22 protein-coding genes are annotated in these 22,910 nt (G+C 61.7%); 8 read left to right on the plus strand and 14 right to left on the minus strand.

The window, feature by feature from the left end:
* Positions 1-52: 52 nt before the first annotated feature.
* The 5 genes from relA to FX984_RS11075 all read right to left on the minus strand — a co-directional run bounded on the left by relA (position 53) and on the right by FX984_RS11075 (position 6,409).
* Positions 53-2,296, minus strand: a complete 2,244-nt coding sequence (gene relA / locus FX984_RS11055; RefSeq protein ID WP_027603791.1) for a GTP diphosphokinase — start codon at positions 2,294-2,296, stop codon at positions 53-55.
* 123 nt (positions 2,297-2,419) lie between these two features.
* Positions 2,420-3,772 carry a 23S rRNA (uracil(1939)-C(5))-methyltransferase RlmD gene (gene rlmD / locus FX984_RS11060; protein WP_146476725.1) on the minus strand — a complete coding sequence of 451 codons (1,353 nt, stop codon included), beginning with the start codon at positions 3,770-3,772 and terminating at the stop codon, positions 2,420-2,422.
* Positions 3,772-4,674: a cysteine synthase CysM gene (gene cysM / locus FX984_RS11065; protein ID WP_015885254.1), complete on the minus strand. Its 903-nt coding sequence runs from the start codon at positions 4,672-4,674 to the stop codon at positions 3,772-3,774. The genes rlmD and cysM overlap by 1 nt, the downstream gene beginning before the upstream one ends.
* A 230-nt stretch (positions 4,675-4,904) precedes the next feature.
* Positions 4,905-5,510 carry a tRNA-uridine aminocarboxypropyltransferase gene (locus FX984_RS11070; RefSeq protein ID WP_092355263.1) on the minus strand — a complete coding sequence of 202 codons (606 nt, stop codon included), beginning with the start codon at positions 5,508-5,510 and terminating at the stop codon, positions 4,905-4,907.
* 5 nt (positions 5,511-5,515) lie between these two features.
* Positions 5,516-6,409 (minus strand): LysR family transcriptional regulator, encoded by an 894-nt coding sequence (locus tag FX984_RS11075; protein ID WP_065924693.1) that lies wholly within the window; start codon positions 6,407-6,409, stop codon positions 5,516-5,518.
* Between the two features lie 149 nt (positions 6,410-6,558).
* Here FX984_RS11075 and speB point away from each other — a divergent pair, with 149 nt between their 5' ends.
* From speB to FX984_RS11095, 4 genes are read left to right on the plus strand one after another with little or no spacing between them, the layout of a single operon-like run.
* Positions 6,559-7,509, plus strand: a complete 951-nt coding sequence (gene speB, locus FX984_RS11080) for an agmatinase (RefSeq protein ID WP_027603787.1) — start codon at positions 6,559-6,561, stop codon at positions 7,507-7,509.
* On the plus strand, positions 7,509-7,931 hold the full coding sequence (locus FX984_RS11085) for a YybH family protein (protein WP_146476726.1): 423 nt from the start codon (positions 7,509-7,511) through the stop codon (positions 7,929-7,931). The genes speB and FX984_RS11085 overlap by 1 nt, the downstream gene beginning before the upstream one ends.
* A 21-nt stretch (positions 7,932-7,952) precedes the next feature.
* Positions 7,953-9,467 carry a purine-cytosine permease family protein gene (locus FX984_RS11090; RefSeq protein WP_146476727.1) on the plus strand — a complete coding sequence of 505 codons (1,515 nt, stop codon included), beginning with the start codon at positions 7,953-7,955 and terminating at the stop codon, positions 9,465-9,467.
* A gap of 24 nt (positions 9,468-9,491) precedes the next feature.
* On the plus strand, positions 9,492-10,874 hold the full coding sequence (locus tag FX984_RS11095; protein WP_098478939.1) for a sodium:solute symporter family protein: 1,383 nt from the start codon (positions 9,492-9,494) through the stop codon (positions 10,872-10,874).
* A gap of 65 nt (positions 10,875-10,939) precedes the next feature.
* Here the strand turns inward: FX984_RS11095 and FX984_RS11100 are convergent, their stop codons facing one another.
* The 3 genes from FX984_RS11100 to ptrR all read right to left on the minus strand — a co-directional run bounded on the left by FX984_RS11100 (position 10,940) and on the right by ptrR (position 14,190).
* Entirely contained in the window at positions 10,940-12,547 is a 1,608-nt protein-coding gene (locus FX984_RS11100) for an NAD(P)-dependent oxidoreductase (protein ID WP_146476728.1), read from the minus strand.
* Positions 12,548-13,030: 483 nt separating this feature from the next.
* The gene (locus FX984_RS32950) at positions 13,031-13,153 is read right to left on the minus strand and encodes a PA1414 family protein (protein ID WP_003193089.1); all 123 of its coding nucleotides are present in this window, start codon (positions 13,151-13,153) and stop codon (positions 13,031-13,033) included.
* Positions 13,154-13,296: 143 nt separating this feature from the next.
* The gene (gene ptrR / locus FX984_RS11105; protein ID WP_065924698.1) at positions 13,297-14,190 is read right to left on the minus strand and encodes a putrescine utilization regulator PtrR; all 894 of its coding nucleotides are present in this window, start codon (positions 14,188-14,190) and stop codon (positions 13,297-13,299) included.
* Positions 14,191-14,293: 103 nt separating this feature from the next.
* Here ptrR and FX984_RS11110 point away from each other — a divergent pair, with 103 nt between their 5' ends.
* The gene (locus FX984_RS11110; RefSeq protein ID WP_027603781.1) at positions 14,294-15,502 is read left to right on the plus strand and encodes an MFS transporter; all 1,209 of its coding nucleotides are present in this window, start codon (positions 14,294-14,296) and stop codon (positions 15,500-15,502) included.
* On the opposite strand, the gene FX984_RS11115 is transcribed toward FX984_RS11110, so the two are convergent.
* From FX984_RS11115 to FX984_RS11125, 3 genes are all read right to left on the minus strand, one after another.
* On the minus strand, positions 15,414-16,856 hold the full coding sequence (locus FX984_RS11115; RefSeq protein WP_146476729.1) for an NCS1 family nucleobase:cation symporter-1: 1,443 nt from the start codon (positions 16,854-16,856) through the stop codon (positions 15,414-15,416). The genes FX984_RS11110 and FX984_RS11115 overlap by 89 nt on opposite strands.
* A 201-nt stretch (positions 16,857-17,057) precedes the next feature.
* Positions 17,058-17,453 (minus strand): DUF2177 family protein, encoded by a 396-nt coding sequence (locus FX984_RS11120; protein ID WP_146476730.1) that lies wholly within the window; start codon positions 17,451-17,453, stop codon positions 17,058-17,060.
* A 113-nt stretch (positions 17,454-17,566) separates the two neighbouring features.
* The gene (locus FX984_RS11125; RefSeq protein WP_027603778.1) at positions 17,567-18,403 is read right to left on the minus strand and encodes a CvfB family protein; all 837 of its coding nucleotides are present in this window, start codon (positions 18,401-18,403) and stop codon (positions 17,567-17,569) included.
* A 324-nt stretch (positions 18,404-18,727) separates the two neighbouring features.
* Between FX984_RS11125 and FX984_RS11130 the strand changes: the two genes are divergently transcribed.
* From FX984_RS11130 to FX984_RS11140, 3 genes are all read left to right on the plus strand, one after another.
* Entirely contained in the window at positions 18,728-18,907 is a 180-nt protein-coding gene (locus FX984_RS11130) for a hypothetical protein (protein WP_003193095.1), read from the plus strand.
* 206 nt (positions 18,908-19,113) lie between these two features.
* Positions 19,114-19,836 carry a TorF family putative porin gene (locus FX984_RS11135; protein ID WP_027603777.1) on the plus strand — a complete coding sequence of 241 codons (723 nt, stop codon included), beginning with the start codon at positions 19,114-19,116 and terminating at the stop codon, positions 19,834-19,836.
* Between the two features lie 66 nt (positions 19,837-19,902).
* A complete protein-coding gene (locus tag FX984_RS11140) occupies positions 19,903-20,769 on the plus strand; it encodes a DUF6279 family lipoprotein (RefSeq protein ID WP_146476731.1) in 867 nt (288 codons plus the stop codon).
* Here FX984_RS11140 and copD read toward each other — a convergent pair.
* From copD to FX984_RS11155, 3 genes are read right to left on the minus strand one after another with little or no spacing between them, the layout of a single operon-like run.
* Positions 20,766-21,647: a copper homeostasis membrane protein CopD gene (gene copD / locus FX984_RS11145; protein ID WP_092355278.1), complete on the minus strand. Its 882-nt coding sequence runs from the start codon at positions 21,645-21,647 to the stop codon at positions 20,766-20,768. The genes FX984_RS11140 and copD overlap by 4 nt on opposite strands.
* Entirely contained in the window at positions 21,644-22,030 is a 387-nt protein-coding gene (gene copC, locus FX984_RS11150) for a copper homeostasis periplasmic binding protein CopC (protein ID WP_027603774.1), read from the minus strand. Before copC ends, copD begins: the two co-directional genes overlap by 4 nt.
* Before the next feature lie 50 nt (positions 22,031-22,080).
* A complete protein-coding gene (locus tag FX984_RS11155; RefSeq protein WP_146476732.1) occupies positions 22,081-22,905 on the minus strand; it encodes a copper resistance protein B in 825 nt (274 codons plus the stop codon).
* Positions 22,906-22,910 lie beyond the last annotated feature (5 nt).

Raw genomic sequence — 22,910 nt, forward strand, 5'->3', positions numbered from 1 at the left:
TCAGTGTGGGAGCAAGCCCCCTCCCACATTTAGCCTGCATTCATTGCGCGAATCATGGGGTACGGTTGCGCCGCGTCTCAATGATATTCGGCAGTTGGGAAATCCGCCCCAGCAACCGCCCCAGTGCGTCCAGCCCCGGAATCTCGATGGTCAGGGACATCAACGCGGTGTTGTCCTCTTTATTCGAGCGGGTGTTGACCGCCAGCACGTTGATGCGCTCATTGAGCAGCACTTGCGAGACGTCGCGCAGCAGGCCGGAACGGTCGTAGGCACGGATGATGATGTCCACCGGGTAGGTGAGCACCGGCACCGGGCCCCAGCTGACCTGGATAATCCGCTCCGGCTCGCGCCCGCCCAGTTGCAGCACCGAGGCGCAGTCCTGGCGGTGAATGCTGACGCCACGGCCCTGGGTGATGTAGCCGACGATGGCATCCCCCGGCAACGGCTGGCAGCAACCGGCGATTTGCGTCAGCAGGTTGCCGACGCCCTGGATCTGGATATCGCCGCGCTTGCCGGGCTTGTAGCCGGTGGCCTTGCGTGGGATCAGCTCCAGTTGTTCGTTGCCGCGCTCCGGCTCGACCAGTTGCTGGGCCAGGTTGACCAGCTGCGCCAGGCGCAGGTCGCCGGCACCGAGGGCGGCGAACATGTCTTCGGCGATCTTCATGTTGGCCTTTTCGGCCAGCTTGTCGAAGTCCACCTGGGGCAGGCCCAGGCGGCCCAGCTCGCGTTCGAGCAGGGTCTTGCCGGCGGCGACGTTCTGGTCGCGGGCCTGCAGCTTGAACCAATGGACGATCTTCGCCCGCGCCCGCGATGTGGTGATGTAGCCCAGGTTCGGGTTCAGCCAGTCGCGGCTCGGCGTGCCGTGCTTGCTGGTGATGATCTCGACCTGTTCGCCGGTTTGCAGGCTGTAGTTGAGCGGCACGATGCGCCCGTTGATCTTGGCGCCCCGGCAGTTATGGCCGATCTCGGTGTGCACGCGGTAGGCGAAGTCCAGCGGCGTCGCGCCCTTGGGCAAGTCGATGGCATGGCCATCGGGGGTGAAGATGTAGACCCGGTCCGGCTCGATATCCACGCGCAACTGTTCGGCCAGGCCGCCGATGTCGCCGAGTTCTTCGTGCCATTCCAGCACTTGGCGCAGCCAGGAGATTTTCTCCTCGTACTGGTTGGACCCGGCCTTGACGTCGGTGCCCTTGTAGCGCCAGTGCGCGCACACGCCCAGTTCTGCCTCTTCGTGCATGGCGTGGGTGCGGATCTGCACTTCCAGCACCTTGCCCTCGGGGCCGATCACCGCGGTGTGCAGTGAGCGATAGCCGTTTTCCTTGGGGTTGGCGATGTAGTCGTCGAACTCCTTGGGAATGTGCCGCCACAGCGTATGGACGATCCCCAGCGCGGTGTAGCAGTCGCGCATTTCCGGCACCAGCACGCGCACCGCACGCACATCGTAGATCTGGCTGAAGGCCAGGCCCTTGCGCTGCATTTTGCGCCAGATCGAGTAGATGTGTTTGGCGCGGCCGCTGATGTCGGCATCGACCCCGGTGGCCTGCAACTCGGCGCGCAACTGGCCCATCACGTCGCTGATAAAGCGCTCACGGTCGAGCCGCCGCTCATGCAGCAGCGTGGCGATCTGTTTGTATTGATCAGGTTCGAGGTAGCGGAAGGACAAGTCCTCCAGCTCCCACTTGATATGGCCGATACCCAGGCGGTGGGCCAGGGGCGCATAGATGTCGAAGACTTCGCGGGCGACGCGGTTGCGCTTTTCGTCGTCGGCGGTCTTCACCGCACGGATTGCGCAGGTGCGTTCGGCCAGCTTGATCAGGGCGACACGTACGTCGTCGACCATCGCCACCAGCATCTTGCGCAGGTTTTCCACCTGGCCCTGGGTGCCCAGCACCATGGACTGGCGCGGGCTGAGGCTGGCGCTGATGGCGGCCATGCGCAGCACACCGTCGATCAGCTTGGCCACCACCGCGCCAAAACGCTGGCTGACGGTCGGCAACTGGATGTGCCCTTCGCGCACGCCGCGATAGAGCACGGCGGCGATCAGCGAGTCCTGGTCCAGCTTGAGATCGGCAAGGATCTCGGCGATTTCCAACCCGGTGCGAAAGCTGGAAGTGCCTTCGGCCCACAGGTTCTTGGCTGCATTGTCTTGTTGCTCAGACTCACGAGCGAACTCGCAGGCTGCTTTCAAGGCTTCACGGTCCAGTGCCGGGTCGACACTGATGGCATGATCCAGCCATGCCTCGAGATTGATACTGCCGTCGGTGTTGATCGGCTGGTGTGCTCTCACCTGTACCATCTTGCTTACCTTCCCTATGACGCACCTTGGATGCGCCAAAATCATCGCCGACCTTTTTACTGCGAACTCCGTGGCAGATCATAGGCCTTGGAGAACGCAGGCCAGTCGGATTAAACGGGCATCCTAGCCCGCTTCAAATAACGCCATGGCCTCGACATGCGCTGTGTGCGGAAACATGTCGAGGATCCCGGCACGTTTTAGCCGGTAGCCTTGCTTGACCAGCTCAACCGTGTCCCGCGCCAGCGTCGCCGGGTTGCAGGACACATACACCAGGCGCCTGGCCCCCAGGGTGGCGAGCTTGCGCACAACCTCTTGGGCACCATCGCGGGGTGGGTCCAAGAGTACCGCAGAAAAGCCCTGTTTGGCCCATTCCGCGTCAGTCAACGGCTGGGACAAATCGGCCTGAAAAAACTGCGCATTATGCAAATTGTTGCTGATGGCGTTCCGTGCAGCCCGGTCCACCATGGCCTGCACACCTTCCACCGCCACCACGTCGCGCACCTGTTTCGCCAGCGGCAAGGCAAAGTTGCCCAGGCCGCAGAACAGGTCCAGCACCCGCTCATCAGGCTGTGGCGCCAGCCAGTCCAGGGCCTGGGCCACCATCGCCTCGTTGACCCCGGCGTTGACCTGGACAAAATCCCCCGGTCGGTACGCCAACTCCAAGTCCCATGGGCCCAATCGGAAACCTAGTGACTGATCAGGCTCAATCGGTTCCGGCTGGCCTTCCCCATGCAGCCACAGCTGGGCGTCATGGAAGCTGCAGAATTCTTTCAGGATCAGCAGGTCCGCCTCCGACAACGGCGCCATATGCCGCAGCAACACGGCGACGGACGAGCCGCTGAACAACTCCACATGCCCCAGGGCCTGAGGTTTGCTCAGGCGGCGCAGCATGTTCGGCAGACGCTGCATGATCGGTTGCAAGGCCTGTACCAGCACCGGGCAATCATCGATGGCGACGATGTCCTGGCTGGCCACGGCGCGGAAACCCACCTCAAGCTTCTTCGCCTTGGCATCCCAACGCACCGCCACCCGGGCGCGGCGCCGGTAAGCGAATTCCGGCCCACTCAATGGTGCGGCCCACTCCTGCGGTTCGACACCGGCCACGCGGGACAGTTGCTCGGCGAGCATGCGCTGTTTCAGGGCAAGTTGTTCGGCATGGGGCAAGTGCTGCACGCTGCAACCGCCACAGCGACCGAAGTGCGCGCACGGTGCCGGGCGACGCAGCTCGCTGGCCGTGAACACGCGCTCGGTGCGGGCCTCGACCACCTTGCCGTGGGTGCCCAACACCCGCGCTTCAACCTCTTCGCCGGCCAGCGCACCGTTGACAAACCAGGTGCGACCTTCAAAGAACACGATGCCGCGGCCGTCGTTGGCCAGGCGCTCGATGGCCAGGCGTTGCTTCTTGCCCACGGGAATCTGTGGGGCCCGGCTGCCGCCCGTCGGTTGGAAGCGCAGGCCTCTCTCGTGCTTGGCCATCAGTTGGGTTCGTCGAAAATGCCGGTCGACAAGTAACGGTCGCCTCGGTCACAGATGATCGCGACGATCACCGCGTTTTCCACTTCCTTGGACAAGCGCAACATACCCGCCACGGCGCCGCCGGACGACACGCCGCAGAAGATGCCTTCTTCACGGGCCAGGCGGCGGGTGGTGTCTTCGGCTTCACGCTGGGCCATGTCGATGATGCGGTCCACGCGGGTCGCGTTGTAGATCTTCGGCAAGTACTCTTCGGGCCAGCGACGAATGCCTGGGATCGCCGCGCCTTCCATCGGTTGCAGGCCGACGATCTGGATCGCCGGGTTCTGCTCCTTGAGGTAGCGCGAGTTGCCCATGATGGTGCCGGTGGTGCCCATGGAACTGACGAAATGGGTGATGGTGCCCTGGGTCTGGCGCCAGATTTCCGGACCGGTGGTGGTGTAGTGCGCTTCGGGGTTGTCCCCATTGGCGAACTGGTCCAGCACCTGGCCACGGCCTTCGGCGGCCATGCGCTCGGCGAGGTCGCGGGCGCCTTCCATGCCTTCTTCCTGGGTGACCAGCACCAACTCGGCGCCATAGGCGGTCATCGCCGCCTTGCGCTCGGCGCTGCCGTTGTCGGGCATGATCAGCACCATCTTGTAGCCCTTGATCGCGGCGGCCATGGCCAGGGCGATCCCGGTATTACCCGAGGTGGCTTCGATCAGGGTGTCGCCGGGCTTGATCTGCCCGCGCAGTTCGGCGCGGGTGATCATCGACAGCGCCGGGCGGTCTTTCACCGAGCCGGCCGGGTTGTTGCCTTCGAGCTTGAGCAACAGGGTATTGCTGGTTTCACCCGCCATGCGTTGCAAGCGGACCAGGGGCGTGTTGCCGACGCAATCGGCGATTGTAGGGTACTGCAAGGTCATGGCGTATTCGCAATCCAGACTGCGGGGGCGAACATCATACCGGGAAAGGTCGGCGGGCCATATCACGCAAAGTGCGGTGCTTATGGCTTAAAGGAATAAGCGAGGCGGTGGTGGCTGAGCGGGCGCCATCGGGAGCAAGCCCCCTCCCACACTGGACCGCATTCTCATGCTGGAACTCGATCGAATGTGGGAGGGGGCTTGCTCCCGATGGCCGCGCCTCGATATCCCGCCTAGCGCAAATGCCCATCGCCATGATTTCTCCGAAAGACCTCCTCCCCCATCGCCGCAATCTGCCCTTCGATCAATGCATCAAACGGCTTGAGCAACGGCTCGAACGACACTGGCGCCTCCAGCACCTGCAACGCCTGCACAATCGCCTCCACCGTCGACAACGCCCCCGGTCCGGGCGCCTTGCGCAGTCGATAGCGAGACACGGCGCCCTCGACCAGCGTGACCCGTGGCAACGCCGCCAACACAGGATTGAGGTGCAGCAGTTTGCGCGCCTTGCGCCAGGTGCCGTCGGGCACTACCAGCAACAGCGGCTGATCGCCGGGTGCATAGGCTTGCAGCGGCTGTGCATCGTCAGCCGGAAACAACAGCCGCGCCTGATAGCCGGGCGGGTTCAACAGGGTCGGCAAGTCATCAAAGACCTCGCCCACCACCAACTGCGCATTGTTCAATCCCAACGCCGCCAGCCGCGCGGTATTGAGCGCATGGTTGACCTCACTCGGGTGCTGCAAAACAAGCACACGTGTGCGGCTGTCGAGGCTGGGAATCAGCGCGCACAGGCAATGGGCGGCGGGCCTGAGGCAGCGGGAACAGTGGGGTCGGGACATGGTTTTCAGGCCTGGTTGAGCTGCGCTTTGAGTAGATCGCGGAAGGTCTGGATCAGCGGTTCGCGGCTGCGGCCCCGGCGCATGATCATCGAGAACGGCGCCTGGTAGCCGAAGGTCGCCGGCAGCAATACGCGCAGGTCGCCCTTGTCGGCCCAGGCCTGGGCGTAGTGCTCGGGCAGGTAGCCGATGTAGGCACCGGAGAGCACCAGGATCAACTGCGCCTCCATACTTTCCACCGTCGCGGCGCTGTGCTTGAAGCCGTGGCGCGCCAGTTCGGCCTGGCTCCAGTAGCCGCGCCCGACCATGCGCTGCTGGGTGATCACCTGCTCGGGGATGCGTCGTTCGCTGAACAACGGATGGCGGGTGCTGCAATACAACCAGTGTTGCTCGCGGTACAGCGGCATGTAGATCAGCCCGCTCATGCGGTTGGAGAAGGCACCGATGGCCAGGTCCAGGCGGTTGTCCTGCACGCCGAGTTGCAGTTCGTAGGGGCTCATCACCGATAGATTCAGGTGCACCGCCGGGTGCTCCAGGCTGTAGGCGCCGATAACCTCGGCGAACGGCAAGGCCTTGTCGCTCACCGTGGAGTCGAGCACGCCGAGCTTGAGCGTCCCGCGCAGCTCGCCCTTGAGCGCGGCGGCATATTGTTCGAAGCCTTCCAGTTCGCCGAGCAGGCGCAAGGTTTCCTGGTGGAACAGCTCGCCTTTGCTGGTCAGGCTGAACCCACCCCGGCCGCGATGACACAGCACCAGGCCCAACGCACTTTCCAACTGGCTCATGTAGGTGCTGATGGCCGAGGTGGACAGGTTGAGTTCGTGCTGGGCATTGGCGAACCCCTGGTGGCGCACGACGCTGACGAAGATGCGCAGGAGTTTCAGGTCGGGCAAGGCGCTGGCCATGGTCGGCTCCGGGTGTAGATGTGGGCAGTCTACCTGCCCGCATTAGTTTAGAAAAACCTGAACTAAGTATTTGCCCCTGCCGATTCTTCCCTTCCTGCGCTTTTCGCAGAATCGGCCCCTGATAAACACAACAACGATGAGGCAATCCCGTGGACAAGATTTTCCACCAACCACTGGGCGGCAACGAAATGCCGCGCTTCGCCGGCATCGCCACCATGATGCGCCTTCCCCACCTGCAATCGGCCAAGGGCCTGGATGCGGCCTTTATCGGCGTGCCCCTGGACATCGGCACCTCGCTGCGCGCCGGTACCCGCTTCGGGCCCCGTGAAATCCGCGCCGAGTCGGTAATGATCCGCCCCTACAACATGGCCACCGGTGCCGCGCCGTTCGACTCGCTGTCGGTGGCGGACATTGGCGACGTGGCGATCAACACCTTCAACCTGCTGGACGCCGTGCGCATCATCGAAGAGGCCTACGATGAGATTCTCGAGCACAACGTGATCCCGATGACGTTGGGCGGCGACCACACCATCACCCTGCCGATCCTGCGGGCGATCCACAAGAAACACGGCAAGGTCGGGCTGGTGCACATCGATGCCCACGCCGACGTCAACGACCATATGTTCGGCGAGAAAATCGCCCACGGCACCACCTTCCGCCGCGCCGTGGAAGAAGGCCTGCTCGATTGCGACCGCGTGGTGCAGATCGGCCTGCGCGCCCAGGGCTATACCGCCGAAGACTTCAACTGGAGCCGCAAACAGGGCTTTCGCGTAGTACAGGCCGAAGAATGCTGGCACCACTCCCTCGCGCCACTGATGGCCGAGGTGCGGGAAAAAGTCGGCGGCGGCCCGGTGTACCTGAGCTTCGACATCGACGGCATCGACCCGGCCTGGGCGCCCGGCACCGGCACCCCGGAAATCGGCGGCCTGACCACCATCCAGGCAATCGAAATCATCCGTGGCTGCCAGGGCCTCGACCTGGTCGGTTGTGATCTGGTAGAAGTTTCGCCGCCCTACGACACCACCGGCAACACCTCGCTGCTGGGCGCCAACCTGCTGTACGAGATGCTCTGCGTACTGCCTGGCGTGGCGCACCGTTGATGAGCGTGCCGCAGGTATTGAAAGCCGCCGCCGACCTGGTGTCGGCCTTTGCACGCAACGACCGCGCCGCCTACTTCGGCGCGTTCACGGCCGATGCCAGCTTTGTGTTCTACACCCTCCCCCAGCCGCTGCTCAGTCGCGATGCCTACCAGGCATTGTGGGACAGCTGGCGCCGGGATGAAGGATTTGAGGTGCTGTCCTGCACCTCAAGTAACGCCGTGGTCAGCCTGCAGGGTGACGTGGCGATATTTATCCATGACGTGGCCACCGAGCTGCGCATGAACGGGGAGGAATTCGTTAGCCAGGAACGCGAGACCATTGTCTTCAAACGCCAAGGATCTCGCACAGAACAACAAGAAGGCCCGTGGCTGGCCTGTCACGAACATTTGTCCGCTATGCCGGAAGGGCTGCCGCCCCCTTAGCCAATGTGATCGGAGCTGATCATGAATAATAAAAACAACGATAAAAGTATTCGCACAATAGAAACCAACGGGGTCGAACAGATCCCGGACAACGAACGTACCGCCACCCCCAAGGATCTGTTCCGCCTGATCTTCGGCGGCGCCAATACCTTTGCCACCGCCGTGCTCGGTTCCTTTCCCGTGTTGTTCGGCCTGTCGTTCCAGGCCGGCGTCTGGGCGATTGTGCTGGGCGTGCTGGTGGGTGCGTTGATCCTCGCCCCCATGGGCCTGTTCGGGCCGATCAATGGCACCAACAACGCAGTGTCTTCCGGTGCGCACTTCGGCGTGCACGGGCGGATTGTCGGCTCGTTTCTGTCATTGCTGACGGCGATTGCCTTCTTCTCACTGTCGGTGTGGAGTTCAGGCGATGCGCTGGTCGGCGGTGCGAAACGGCTGATCGGCCTGCCGGAAACCGACCTGACCCTGGGCCTGGCCTACGGCGTATTCGCCATGCTTGTCCTGACGGTGTGCATCTACGGCTTTCGCTTCATGCTGTGGGTCAACCGCATTGCGGTCTGGGCGGCAAGCCTGCTGTTTCTGTTGGGCATCTTCGCGTTCGCGCCGACCTTCGACAGCCACTTCGCCGGCAGCGTAGCCCTGGGCCAGACCGGCTTCTGGGCGGCCTTTATCGGCGCGGCTCTGGTGGCCATGAGCAACCCGATTTCCTTCGGGGCGTTCCTGGGTGACTGGTCACGCTATATCCCACGTGAGACGCCGAAAATGCGCATCATGCTGGCGGTAGTCCTGGCACAGATCGCCACCTTGATCCCGTTCCTGTTCGGCCTGGCCACCGCCACCATCGTGGCGGTCAAGGCGCCGGACTACATCGCGGCCAACAACTACGTCGGCGGTCTGCTGGCGGTGGCACCGACCTGGTTCTTCCTGCCGGTGTGCCTGATCGCGGTAATTGGCGGCATGTCCACCGGAACCACTTCGCTGTATGGCACCGGGCTGGACATGTCCAGCGTGTTCCCGCGCCTGCTGTCGCGGGTCAAGGCCACGCTGCTGATCGGGGTGATGTCGATTGCCTTCATCTTTATCGGACGTTTCGCCGCCAACCTGGTGCAGAGCGTATCGACCTTCGCCGTGCTGATCATCACCTGCACCACGCCATGGATGGTGATGATGATCATCGGCCTGATCGTGCGTCGCGGCTTCTACTGTCCGGATGACCTGCAGGTGTTTACCCGGGGTGAAACCGGCGGCCGCTACTGGTTCAGCCATGGCTGGAACTGGCGCGGGCTGGGGGCCTGGATTCCGAGTGCGCTGGTGGGCCTGTGCTTCGTCAACTTGCCGGGGCAGTTTGTCGGGCCGCTGGGCAACCTGGCCGATGGCATCGATATCAGCCTGCCGGTGACGCTGGGGTTGGCGTCGGTGGTGTACCTGACGTTGTTGCGTGTGTTTCCGGAGCCGGCTTCGGTGTATGGCCCCAAGGGTCCGCTTCGCAGCCCTGCGGGAGCAGGCTCCGCTCCCACAACAAGTTCGCCTGTTACCTAAAACAATAATCGGAGACCCGCCGTCATGGCTTTGGATTTATTCGTCGTACTCATCTACGCCGCTGGCATGCTCGTGCTCGGCTATTACGGCATGCGCCGCGCCAGGACCCACGAAGACTACCTGGTAGCCGGTCGCAACCTGGGCCCGTCGCTGTACATGGGCACCATGGCCGCCACGGTACTGGGCGGTGCATCCACCGTCGGTACCGTGCGCCTGGGTTATGTGCATGGCATCTCCGGCTTCTGGCTGTGTGCGGCGCTGGGCATGGGGATCATCGCGCTGAACCTGTTCCTGGCCAAGCCGCTGCTCAAGCTGAAAATCTTCACCGTCACCCAGGTACTGGAAAAACGCTACAACCCCATGGCCCGCCAGGCGAGTGCGGTGATCATGCTGGCCTACGCGCTGATGATCGGCGTGACCTCGATCCTGGCCATCGGCACGGTGCTGCAAGTGCTGTTCGGCCTGCCGTTCTGGATTTCGGTGTTGCTGGGCGGTGGTGTGGTGGTGGTCTACTCGACCATCGGCGGCATGTGGTCCCTGACCCTCACCGACATCGTGCAGTTCGTGATCAAGACCGTCGGCCTGATGTTTATCCTGCTGCCGATCTGCCTGTACCGCGTCGGCGGCTGGGATGAGCTGGTCGCCAAGCTGCCGGCATCGAGCTTCAGCTTCACCGCGATCGGCTGGGACACGATCATCACCTACTTCATGATCTACTTCTTCGGCATCCTGATCGGCCAGGACATCTGGCAGCGGGTGTTCACCGCCCGTGACGAAAAGGTCGCCAAGTACGCAGGCACTTTCGCGGGTTTCTACTGCATTCTTTACGGCCTCGCCTGTGCGCTGATCGGCATGGCGGCCCATGTGCTGATTCCGGACCTGGACAACGTCAACAACGCGTTCGCGGCCATCGTCAAAGTCTCGCTGCCGGACGGCATCCGCGGCCTGGTGATCGCGGCGGCACTGGCGGCGATGATGTCCACCGCCAGCGCCGGCTTGCTCGCCGCCTCCACCGTATTGACCGAAGACCTGCTGCCACGCCTGCGCGGCGGCAGACAATCGAGCCTGGCAATCAACCGCCTGTTCACCATGCTGACCGGTATCGTCGTGCTGGGCATCGCACTGGTGGTCAATGACGTGATCAGCGCCCTGACCCTGGCCTACAACCTGCTGGTGGGTGGCATGCTGATCCCGCTGATCGGCGCGATCTTCTGGAAGCGCGCGACCACGTCGGGGGCAATCACCTCCATGAGCCTGGGTTTTGTAACGGCGCTGGTGTTCATGTTCAAGGATGGCCTGGATGCGAACACGCCGATCTACTACAGCCTGGCAGTGGCGCTGGTGAGTTTTGTGCTGGTGAGTGTGTTGTCACGCCGGCCCGAGGCGGGGGTGGTTCGGGCGGTGTAAGCAATAAAGAGGGTTGGAGCGGTTTCTTCAGCGGGTGCGACGTCGGATGTCGCACCCGTTTTTTATCATGAGTACATTGTGGAAACTGCGGGCGCCTTTGCCTGGATGATTTCCTCGACCAAGGAGGCCCACACCAATCCCTGGGTGGTGCCCCCGGCATACGTCCCGCCGGCGGCAATGCGGTTGTAGGCGGAGCAATAAACTATCGACAGTCCATCAGGCTCCTCTCCTTCCATGGCCGTGACGACGAACTGTTCCCTGCTCAGTTCAGCAATGCGGGCCGGACTCAGATGCTGGGACAGGAACCGAACCCCAGCGCGCCGCAAAAGCGCCTCTATCTCATCCATCAAATGCGCAATGCCCAGGTCGTCGCCCGATGCGTCAATCGATGGATTGTCGGCCAGAAACTTTTCAAACAGCTCAATGCCTGCACGGTTGCATTCCACGGCCAGGTACTGGTTTCCAGGCGTCAGATAAGCGTTGTCCAGCGGCTTTGCAGTCGTCTCCGTGGCTGAAAGGTGGCGCATGTTCACCTGCTTATGACTGGCGCCATCGCTTTGCTGATGTCCTCCGTAGACCGAGACCTGATAATTGGCCAGGCGGAACATCACGGCTTGGAGCAGGCCGTTGATGCCTCGACCGATGATCGATACGCGCGGCGCGCGGGCATCTGCCTGTTGCGCGGGGATCATCAATGAGTGGGCAAGTTTGCGCCGGACCAGGCAGCGCAAGGCGGTCAGGCTCAGTTGAATCGAGACGGCATAGTCAAGGTCGCCGTGGCAGGCTTCAGTCATTGCCGCCTGGGTTGTCAGGGTCGCCGGCTTGCGCCACTTGGAGACACTGCAGCCGAGTGCCTGCGCGCGCACCCGAAATGCATCCAGTGTCCCAGGCCCGTAGTCCAATACAAGCTGGATAGCTTCAGCCGTTGCCAGGGCCCGTAAAGCGTCATCGCTGAAGACATCCGGCTTGGCGACGCAGACCAGACGAGCCTGTCTGTGCAGGCACTGAATAAGGGCCCGATCAATGCGATGGGTGGACTCATCATTCAGGGATAAACAGATAGCGACGGCACGGGCCCCCTCCAGCACCTCGAACCAGTCCACGCCAAAGGACACTCGGCTGTCGGAACAGGCTTTGCCGAGAGTGTCCGGCCTCTGACCATGTCGATCCAATACCTTGATCCGAACCTCCGGATCTCGATCAAGCAACAACTTGACCAGCTCCCTGCCCACGTTGCCGTATCCCAGCACACAGATGTCGCGCGGCAGGGAGCCATCGGCCAGTGTCAGCCAGCGCGCCATATAGGCGGCGACATGGGGCGCGTTGACCCCCGGCGTATTGACTACACGGATGTCGTTGGAACCGCAAAGGTCCAGTCGCACCTTATCCAGGCTCGTACCTCTGCGGATCAAATGGAGGTCGCCAAACGGGTGGGATATGCGCCATTGGGCGATAACGTCTGCATCGATCGCCTGGTCCCCGACAATGATCGCCGATGGACTCAGGAGACCGATCTGAATGAGCAGATCGTGTTTGGTCAATGTCGGGGGGAAGAACACTACGTTGCTGGGTGCGTGAGCCTTCCAGGCTCTCGACACCGGTGCGAGATGCAGGATATTTCCGGTTATGGCGATGAGTGACGCGGCGACTGGCGGAATGGAAGAGAGCCTCATAGCTGTTTCTCCAACACTTCTGACGGACTGATGCCTCGCAGAGAGCCATTCAATAAAGGGGGGGCGTTATTGGAAGGCCATTGAGAAACTCAACCTACGCTCATGGTTTGAATTGAATAAGCCAGCCACTTCTGATGAACAAGTAGCCTGATTCCGACACGTGAAGGTCAGAGGCCTGACTGACCTGCATGGATTCGGACTACTCGCCCAAGCTATCGAGGGACGACAGGGGTTCCTGAAAGCAGACGCTCGCATCCGAACGATTGTTCAGATCACTGGGGCGAGTGAGTGTTATGGCGTGAGGGTGCTATCGCGCAGGCCCGGGGCAAGGGTGACTGGGACGGCGAGAGGTATGACTGACGCTGGAAACGCTGTATGGACGCTGAGACGTAGGATGTCACGCCCGCTGGTTTTGCCTGGCGCAAAATAAACGGTGGGAGCGGGCTTACTCGCCCCCACCTTCAATCCTGCTTCAGCCAGAGATTATCTGCGGCGCGGACGACGCTGCTCGTCATCGGTACGAATCGGCACCGGTTGCAGGGGGGGCTCGATCAAGCCCAATGCAACGCCAAGGTCGTGGAGCCAGTTCTGGATTTTCTCTTTCATGGTTTGCCCCCTTTGAGGGAAATGCTGGTCGGCGCAAGTTCTGTCGCCTTTTCCTACATTGATAGTAGCCCTAAGTCCTACGTATTGCTTGAATGAAACCACAACGAACTGTTACTGAATTGATGCAAATCCTGACGGATCGCTCAAGCAATCGCACGTGCGTCTTGCAGGACCTCGGCCCTGCCCTCTTGCTGCAGGTCGATCCATGCGTTGAGGTTAGCGCCGAGCATACCCTTTCGCCACATCAGCCAGGTCGTCGCAGTGGCAAATTGCCCTGTCAGCGGATGAACGGACACGCTGTCCTTGCCCGGCAGGCTGTCGAGCATGGATTCGGACATCAGCGCCACACCTGAACCGGCGATGACACAGGCGAGCATGCCTTGATAAGACTCGATCTCAATCGCCCGCCCCATGGCGACGTGCTCGTGGGAAAACCAGGTTTCCAGGCGCGTGCGGTAGGCGCAACTGCGGCGAAAAGTGAACACCGAACGGCCGGCAACATCCTGCGGCCCGCGCACCGGTGGGTGGTCGGCTTCGCATATCAGCACCAGGCGTTCTTCGCACAGGGCCACACCGTCCAGGGAGGCAATCGTGATGGGCCCGTCCACAAATGCGGCGTCCAGGCGACCGGTGATCAACCCTTCGAGCAGTTCACCGCTGGGCGCCGATAGTACCTGGAGGTTCACCATCGGATACGCCTTGTGATAGCACGCCAGCAGCTTCGGCAAATGCACTGCCGCCGTGCTGTACATGCTGCCCAGCACAAAATTGCCAGCCGGTTGCCCACCTTGCACGGCGCCATGGGCTTCATCATGCAGCGCCAGCAGACGAGTGCTGTAGTCCAGCAACACCTTGCCCGCCGGAGAAAGCTGCAAGCGCTGGCGTTCGCGCACGAACAATTCCACGCCAAGCTGTTCTTCCATCTGCTTGAGCCGGGTCGACAAGTTCGACGGCACTCGATGCAGGCGCTCGGCAGCACGGGTAATGGAGCCCTCTTCCGCCACCGCCTGGAAGATGCGCAATTGACTGAACTCCATGACTTTCTCCAAAACTGAACAAGTTGCTCACTATTATTCATTTTTACAGAAAGTCAATCCGCTCTAGCCTGACGGTATTCGCTTACCCGCAGGACACCCGACCATGTCACCCCTCACCCGCTTACTCGCCAGCTTTATCGCCCTGATGATGGCCATGGGCATTGGCCGCTTCGCCCTTACCCCGCAAATGCCCCACTTGCTCAGTGAAGGCCAGATCGACCTGACCGGCGCCGGACTGATCGCAGCGGCCAATTACCTGGGCTACTTCGTGGGCGCGGTGGATTCGATTTTTGCGCGCAGCCATCACCATGTGCGGGGTCGCCTGTATGGCGGGCTCTGGTTGTGCGTGTTGCTGACCCTGGCGTCGTACTGGGCCCAGGGTTTCTGGCCTCACATGCTGTTGCGCTTCGGTACCGGCGTTGCAAGTGCCTGGGCATTGGTGATGATCACCAGCCTGAGCCAGCCGCTGGCGATTGCCGCCGGGCGTGCACGCCTGGGCGCCCTGGTGTTCGCCGGGCCGGGGCTGGGGATTGTGTTGACCGGGTTGCTGGCGCTGGGCTCCAACCTGTTGGGCCAGAGCTCAGCAACCTTGTGGCTGATCTATGCGGTAGTGGCGCTGGTGATGCTGCTGGCAATCTTGCCCTTCCTGCCACAGCCGTCCGCCGTCACTGCGCCTGTTGCAAGCCACGCCGACACGGCCAGCAACGGCAGCATTACTCACCTGTGCTGGATCTACGTGTTGTTCGGCCTGGGCTACATCATTCCGGCGACCTTCCTGTCACAGATGGCCAGCGCGCAATTCAACGGCGCCTGGCAGGCTGATCTGTTCTGGCCCTGCTTTGGTTTGGCCGCGGCGATTGGGGTAGTGGTCGCAAGCCTGCGTCCCAAGGACCCGGACACCACCCGCCGCTGGCTGATGACCACGTTGTGGCTGCAGGCGGCCGGAGTATTCGCCTGCCTGCTGGGTAACGGTTGGGGCCTGGCGCTGGGGGTGTTGCTGTGCGGCGGGCCGTTCCTGGCCTGTATGCAGTTGGTGATGGCGCGCCTGCGGGACGTTGCGCCCCACGGCTATCAGCGCAACACCGGGCTGCTGACCGCCAGCTTTGCCATCGGCCAATTGAGCGGGCCGTTGCTGGCGTCGGTGAGCAGTCACCTGAGCGGAGGCCTGCAACCGGCGTTGGTGATTGCCGGTGCAGGCCTGTCAGTGGCGGGAGGGGTGTTGGTCAGCCGGCGACCAACGGTGCCGGCGCACGAACCTGCTCACGCCGCGCCAACACCAGGAAAAACAGCCCACCCAGGAAGCAGCCGGTGAACCAGGCAAAGTTAGCCATGCCCTGCAACGCCGGCGTGAAGGTGATCGCAACACCTGCCAGGGTCGCGGGCACCAGCGCCTTGACCGCCGTCCAGTTCACACCGCCGTCGAAGTAATAGCGCCCGCTCGGGCTGTCATCGAACAGCGCGTCCACGTCGATCTTCTGCTTTTTGATCAGGTAGAAGTCCACCAGCAGAATCCCGAACAGCGGGCCGATAAAGGCCGCGAGGATATCCAGGGTGTAGTGGATCATCAGCGGGTTATTGAACAGGTTCCACGGGGTGATGAAGATCGACGCCACCGCAGCGATCATGCCGCCGGCGCGCCAGCTGATCTTGCTCGGCGCGACGTTGGCGAAGTCGAACGCCGGGGACACGAAGTTGGCGACGATGTTGATGCCGATGGTGGCAGTCACAAATGCAAAAGCGCCCAGCAGCACCGCCATGCTGTTATCAATGCGCGAGACGGTCGCGATCGGGTCATGGAGCATTTCGCCAAACACCGGCAAGGTGCCCGAGACGATCACCACGGTCACCAGGGAAAACGCCAGGAAGTTCACCGGCAGGCCCCAGAAGTTGCCGCGCCGCACGTCCTGCATGCTGCGGCAGTAACGGCTGAAATCACCGAAATTCAGGGTCGGCCCGGAAAAATACGACACCACCAGCGCCGTCGCCACGATGACCTGGCCAAACGCCTGCCAGCCCGACAGGGATTTTTCCGCCAGGGTAAAGCTGATATTCGCCCACCCTGCCTTCCACACGATCCAGCCGGCCAGGGCAAACATCACCGCATAGACCACCGGCCCCGCCCAATCGATAAAGCGGCGGATGGACTCCATGCCGGCCCAGAACACGGCCGCCTGCAACACCCATAAACTGAGGAAACCAAACCAGCCCAGGTAAGACAGGCCGGCAAAATGCGGCTCTGCAAACACCGCCATCTGTGGGAAAAAGCGCAATGCCACAATGATCAGGGCACTCGACGCCAGGTAGGTCTGAATCCCGTACCAGGCCACCGCAATCAAGCCGCGAATCACGGCGGGAATGTTCGCACCGAACACGCCAAACGCCAGCCGGCAGATTACTGGATAGGGCACGGCGGCCTGCTGGCTGGGCTTGGCCACCAGGTTGGCAATCAATTGCACAATGCAAATGCCTGCCAGCAAGGCAATCAACACCTGCCAACTGGCCAGCCCCAGGGCAAACAGACTGGCGGCGAACACATAGCCGCCCACGCTGTGCACGTCACTCATCCAGAAGGCAAAGATGTTGTACCAGGTCCACTTTTGCGGCAGCGGCCCCAGGTCCTGGTTGTACAGGCGGGGGCTGTAGCCTTTGGGCAATTGTTCGGTCATCGCGGGCTCCTCGTCATACCGGCCTGCGCTTCCGTCACGGGGGTGCATACGGAAGGCGGCATGGTTTGTATACGAGATAGTCAGCAGAATACGTGCCAATAGCACACAATCCCTCTGAAACCGCGTTCCAAAGGGCTACACAGAGCCTCAGTGACGGGGACTGCGCTCAGCAACGGTGCAGATTAATCCTGTACACAATCACTAGTGCACCCGATGTGCACACAAGTACCCAACCGCGCAGCAGGCCGCTGTGAGGAAGGCGCCCCAGGCCATGTCCATCACTGCCAACCCGCCGGACCAACCCTGTAGCGTGGCCCAATTGCTCAGGTCATAGGTGCCGTAGGCCACCAGGCCCAGCAATGCACCCAGTCGCGCTGCGCGTTGCCAGCTGGCACTGGGCAAGACCACGAACACCACGCAACCGAGGACATACAAGAGATAGAACAGCGCGGCGGGCAACAGGCGAGGCTGATCGAGCATCAGCGGGCCCAGCAGGGATTTGTAGGTCGGGCCCATAAGGACGCCAAGCCAGAGGCCGTCGAGGACCAGGAAGGCAAGCAAGGTGCCGAGGTAGGCAAAGACAGACTTCTTGGACATTGATGCAGCCTCTGTAGGAGCGAGCTTGCTCGCGAAAATATTCCAGGCGCATCACGGTGTCGGATGGACCTTTTTCGCGAGCACGCTCGCTCCTACAGAAGAGCAAACCGCACTCAGCTTAGTTCAATGCGATCCGCGTGAATCACGATCTGGCCCTGCTTGTAGAGTGCACCAATGGCTTTCTTGAAGTTGCCCTTGCTCACGCCAAACAAATTGCTGATCACCGCCGGGTCGCTCTTGTCGCTGACCGGCAAACTGCCGTTGTTTTCACGCAACTTGGCGAGGATCTTCGAGTTGAGGCTGGACGCCGCTTCCTGGCCGACCGGTTGCAGGCTCAGGCTGATGTTGCCATCGGCGCGGATCTCTTTGATAAAGCCTTTTTCTTCCTTGCCCGGGCGCAGGAACTTGAACACTTCGTTCTTGTGGATCAGGCCCCAGTGCTTGTTGTTGATGATCGCCTTGAAGCCCATGTCGGTGGCTTCGGCGACCAGCAGGTCGACTTCCTGGCCCACGACGTAGTTGGCCGGCGTCTTGTCCAGGTAGCGGTCGAGGCGCGCGGTCGCGGTAATACGCTTGGTGTGTTTGTCGAGGTAGACATGCACCACGCAGTATTCACCGGCGGTCAGCTGACGTTTCTCTTCCGAATACGGCAGCAACAGATCCTTTGGCAAGCCCCAGTCGAGGAACACGCCAATACTGTTGACTTCCACGACTTTCAAACTGGCAAATTCGCCGACTTGAACTTTCGGTTTTTCGGTAGTGGCGATAAGTTTGTCATCGCTGTCCAGATAAATGAAAACGTTAAGCCAGTCTTCATCTTCACTGGGAATATCCTTGGGGATATACCGATTAGGCAAGAGGATTTCGCCATCTTGCGCCCCATCGAGGTACAAACCAAAGTTAGTGTGTTTAACCACTTGCAAGCTGTTGTAGCGCCCGACTAAAGCCATTTCCAATACCCTCATTGCGTGGGCGGCATTCTACCCGAGTTGCCCTCGCCGCGCGCGCGCGCCTGAAAAATCGCGGGTTTGCCTGGCGTTCCAGTGGCACCGCCCCGCTCGTCCGATCATTCGGCTGAATTTTGCCACGCCACCGGTGCCGGCTCAGCCCGTGGTTTCGAGTTAAAACAGTAAGTTAGGGGTTTATTTCAAAGATGAACTTTGGCTGTTTTCCGCCGCCGCGCTTATTCCCGGGGGATATTTTTACCAAGCAATTGTCAAGTATTTCCTGTACGATGCCTGGCCAAGTTAATTTTCTACAGGTTAGTGGCCGCCATGCGTGTAAAAGCATCCAACAGCAAAGCAAAGCCAGCTCCCGCCGTTGAAACCAGCGAATCGATCAACAGCCAGATTGCTGCTTTCCTCAAGTCCGGTGGCGAAATCCAGCAAATTGCCAAGGGCGTGAGCGGCCAGACTTTCGGCCCGTCCAAGCAGATCAGCCTGGGTAAAAAGTAATACCGCGCAGCACATCTGGTCCCTAAGCGTCTTGCCTTCAAGGCGCTAGGACTAGAGCCCGAAATACCCTCTCGCGTCATCTTCAGAACGTGCAAATCGACGAACGGGCCTCACCTCCTGGCATTCGCCGGTATGCTTGCACACGTCTAGCACGGGCATCTGCCCTATTTTTCCGTTACTGCTCCTCGCTTTTCATGGAGTGAAGCATGCTTAAACGCTGCATTTTCGTGGCCAGTATCCTGGCGGCCAGCCCTCTCGCCGAAGCGCAGATTTTCCAGCGTGAACTGGGCGACTTCGACCTGAAATTGGGCACCACCCCCAGCCGTAGCATGGCCCAGGGCCTGGTCAAGCCGACCTCGCCGGGCAGTGACTCGTTCCATGGCGGGCTGGACCTGAGCCATGACAGCGGCCTGTACTTCGGCCAGTTTTCGCCGAACATGGGCCTGTCCTCGGCCAGCACCCTCGAAGTCGACTCCTACATGGGGTTCAAACACCCCTTCGACCAGACCCTGGGCTACGAAGTCGGCCTGATCCACTACAGTTACCCCAAGCTCAGCCCCCTCGACAGCCAGGAGTTCTACGGCGGTCTGAATCTACTCGGCAATCGTTTCGGCGCTTCCTTCAGCAACGACCCGGACCGCCAGGACAGCACGCTGTTCGCCGACCTCGGCGGTACCCAGCCCTTCGGCATCGGCGTCAGCATGAAATACACCACCCATCAGCTGGGCACGCCGGCTTCGGTAGAGGGCGGCACCATCAGCAGCTTCAGCGACTGGTCGGTGCAGTTCTCCCGCGCCTGGAAAGGCATCGACCTGGACCTGATCTACAGCGACTCCAGCCTCAGCGGTGGCGATTGTTCGGCCTACTCCGGACACAATTCGCAATGCGATGGCCTGTTGACCCTGAAGGCGGTGCGGTCGTTTTATTGATGGGCTGAACTGTCGCGTGCGCCGCGGGTTCACATGCATTGACTCCCTCTGCGCAAGGACACGCCCATGTTGCATCGGCTCAAACTGCTGGTGGTATTCCTGACCCTGAGCCTGGTGCTCGCCGGCTGCAACCGCGTGGGCCTGGCCTACCGCAACCTGGACGTGATCATCCCCTGGACCCTCAACGACTACCTGGACATGAACGCCGGGCAGAAGAGCTGGTTCAACGACAAGCTCAAGGACCACCTGGCCTGGCACTGCACCACCCAATTGCCGGGTTACCTCGACTGGCTCGACCGCCTGCAAGCAATGGTCGAGAGCAACCAGGTCACCGATGCAGCGCTGCAAACCCGCACGGTTGAGGCCAAGCAGGCGATTGCCGAGGTGGCGCGGGAAATCACCCCGTCGGCGATTGAATTGTTACAAGGGCTGGATGACCAGCAGGTCAACGACATGAACGATGCCCTGGCCAAGGACCTGCGCAAACGCCAGGACGAATACCTCAAGCCGCCGCTGGCCAAGCAGATCCAGGACCGCGCCGAGCGTATGAGCAAGCGTCTGGATGCGTGGATGGGGCCACTGAGCGATAGCCAGAAGAACCGGGTAATGGCCTGGTCCATCAGCCTGGGCGAGCAGAACGAGCAGTGGATCGGCAACCGTGCCCACTGGCAGGCACAATTCATCGACGCCGTGCAGCAACGCCACAGCGCCGATTTCCCGCAGAAAATCCAGCAACTGCTGGTGGACCGCGAAAGCCTGTGGACACCGGAGTATCGCGCGGCGTATGCCCAGACCGAAGCCGCTGCGCGTAGCCTGATCATCGACATCATGGCCGACAGCAGCGTGCCGCAACGGCTGAAACTCACCCAGAAAATCGACAAGGTCCGCAGTGACTTCCAGGCGCTCAAATGCCTGAAAAGCGCGCAGTCCTAATTGGGCGCCAGGGTGCCCAACCAGGCCACCAGCGCGAGGACCAGGACCCCGGCCCCCATCTCCAGCACCATGCTGCGCCGTAGCGCAGCCATGGCAGCGACATAATCACCGGCCGCCACGGAGCGTTGCAGAAGCGGCGTCAGGTGGAAACGATTGAGCGCCGCCAGCCCCAGCATCAGGCCAAACAGTCCCAGTTTCAGGCACAACAGGATCGCGTAGACACCGCCGGTAAGGCCGTCCAGATTCAGCCCGACCACCAACAGATAGTTGGCCACCCCGGTGCCGATCAGCACCGCTACAAATCCCGCCCCCACATGCTCGAACCCCTTCAGCGCCCTTGCCAGCACCCGAACGTGATAAGCGTCGTGCATAGACGTGCGCCTCGACAACAACCCGAACGCCGCCAACGCCCCGACCCAGCCACCCGCTGCCAACAGATGCGCGCCGTCGCTGAGGATGTGCCACACACCCTGCGTGCCTTCATGCATCACGCCGTGCCCGGTCCACGCCAGCGTCACCAACGCGGCGGCACCCGACAAAGTGGCCAATGGCAGGCGGGGGCCAAGCGCAGCCACCACCAGCGCCCCCATCCGTAGCCACCACGTCACGCCCAGGTCGGTCTGCCAGAGCATCATGTGCAGATGCGGCCACAGCGTCTGCCAATCCGTTGCGCCACTCATGGCCTGGGTCAGCGCCAACAGCGACGCTATCGACAGCACTATCCCGACGCCAGCCGTCAGCCGCAGCAGGCCCCTCAAATTCAGCAGCACGCGCTCCGGCGCCTTGAGTCCGTAAAGACCAAAGAGCCCCAGGCCAAACAACAGCATCAGGTCAAGATAGAGCGCAAAGCGCAGTGTGACTTGGGTCAATTCGCTCATGGCTGGACGCTGAACACCACGTTACCGGTAATCGGGTGCGTGTCGGATGACACTGCGCGCCAATCGACCCGGTAGGTGCCGGTAGCCAGTGCAGAAGCCGGCTTGATCAGCATCACCCTGGGGTCGGTGCTCGCCGCGACACTGGCCTTGATGGGCATCGGCGAATTGGGCATGCCGGGCATATCGGTCATGGTCAGCCGGGCCCCGGAAAACTGCGTCAGCAGGTTCTCCGAAAAGCGCAGTTCAATGACGGCCGGCGCGGCACCTTGGGCCCCGGCTGGAGGGAGGGATGACAGCAGTTTCGGATGGGCCGAGGCCGGCAGGCTGATCATCAATCCGACCCACAGTGCTCCCCCCGTTAACGCGGTTTTCAACATTGACATGCAAGGCTCCAGGCCGCTCAAGGCGGCGAGTTATAGGAATAAAAAACCGGTTAAAACCAAAGGCGCACACCGACCACCCAGCGCAGCTGGCTGATGTCTTCGTCTTCATCGCGAGCGTACTGCGCCGTCCGCCCATAGCTGCGGTTCCAACTCACCCCCACGTAAGGCGCCAACTCCCGGCGCACCTCGTAGCGCAAGCGCAGGCCCAGCTCGCTTTCCGACAGGCCTGCGCCCACCCGGCGTTGCGGATCGTTCTGCGCATAAAAATTGAGTTCGGCCGTCGGCTGAAGGATCAGGCGATTGCTCAGCAGGATGTCGTAGTCACCTTCCAGGCGTGCCGCGGTGTGGCCCGACTCGCCCACAAACAGCGTCGCCTCGGCCTCGAAGTTGTAGAGCGCCATGCCCTGCAGGCCGAACGCCGCCCAGGTTTGGCTGTCCCCGGGCTTGAAGTCCTGGCGCACGCCGCCAACCAGGTCCCACCAAGGGCTGATGGCGTGCCCCCACAACGCCTGGGCTTCGGCGCTGTCAGTGCGACCGGCGCTGCGCTCGCCTTCGCTGCGCAGCCACAGACGGTCGATGTCACCACCGACCCAACCCTTGATGTCCCAGTTCAGCGCACCACCGCCACCGCCGCCTTGCCATTCCAGCTGGTTGACCAGCAGCATTGAGTTGATGCCGCTGTCATGCACCACATGCCCGCCCGGCGCGTTATACACAGCGGCGCGATCAGCGTCGGTGAGCAGCGGGATCGGCGTACGGCTTTCGCTCAGCGCCGGAACCGCCGGGCTCATGCCTTGAAACTCCTCGGCCTGCGCCAGCGAGCCGAATGTCCACCCGGCCAGCGCGATACACACCGATAAAACCCGACGGCTCATGCTCG

The sequence above is a fragment of the Pseudomonas marginalis genome (assembly GCF_008692035.1).
Classification (GTDB): Bacteria; Pseudomonadota; Gammaproteobacteria; order Pseudomonadales; family Pseudomonadaceae; genus Aquipseudomonas; species Aquipseudomonas marginalis.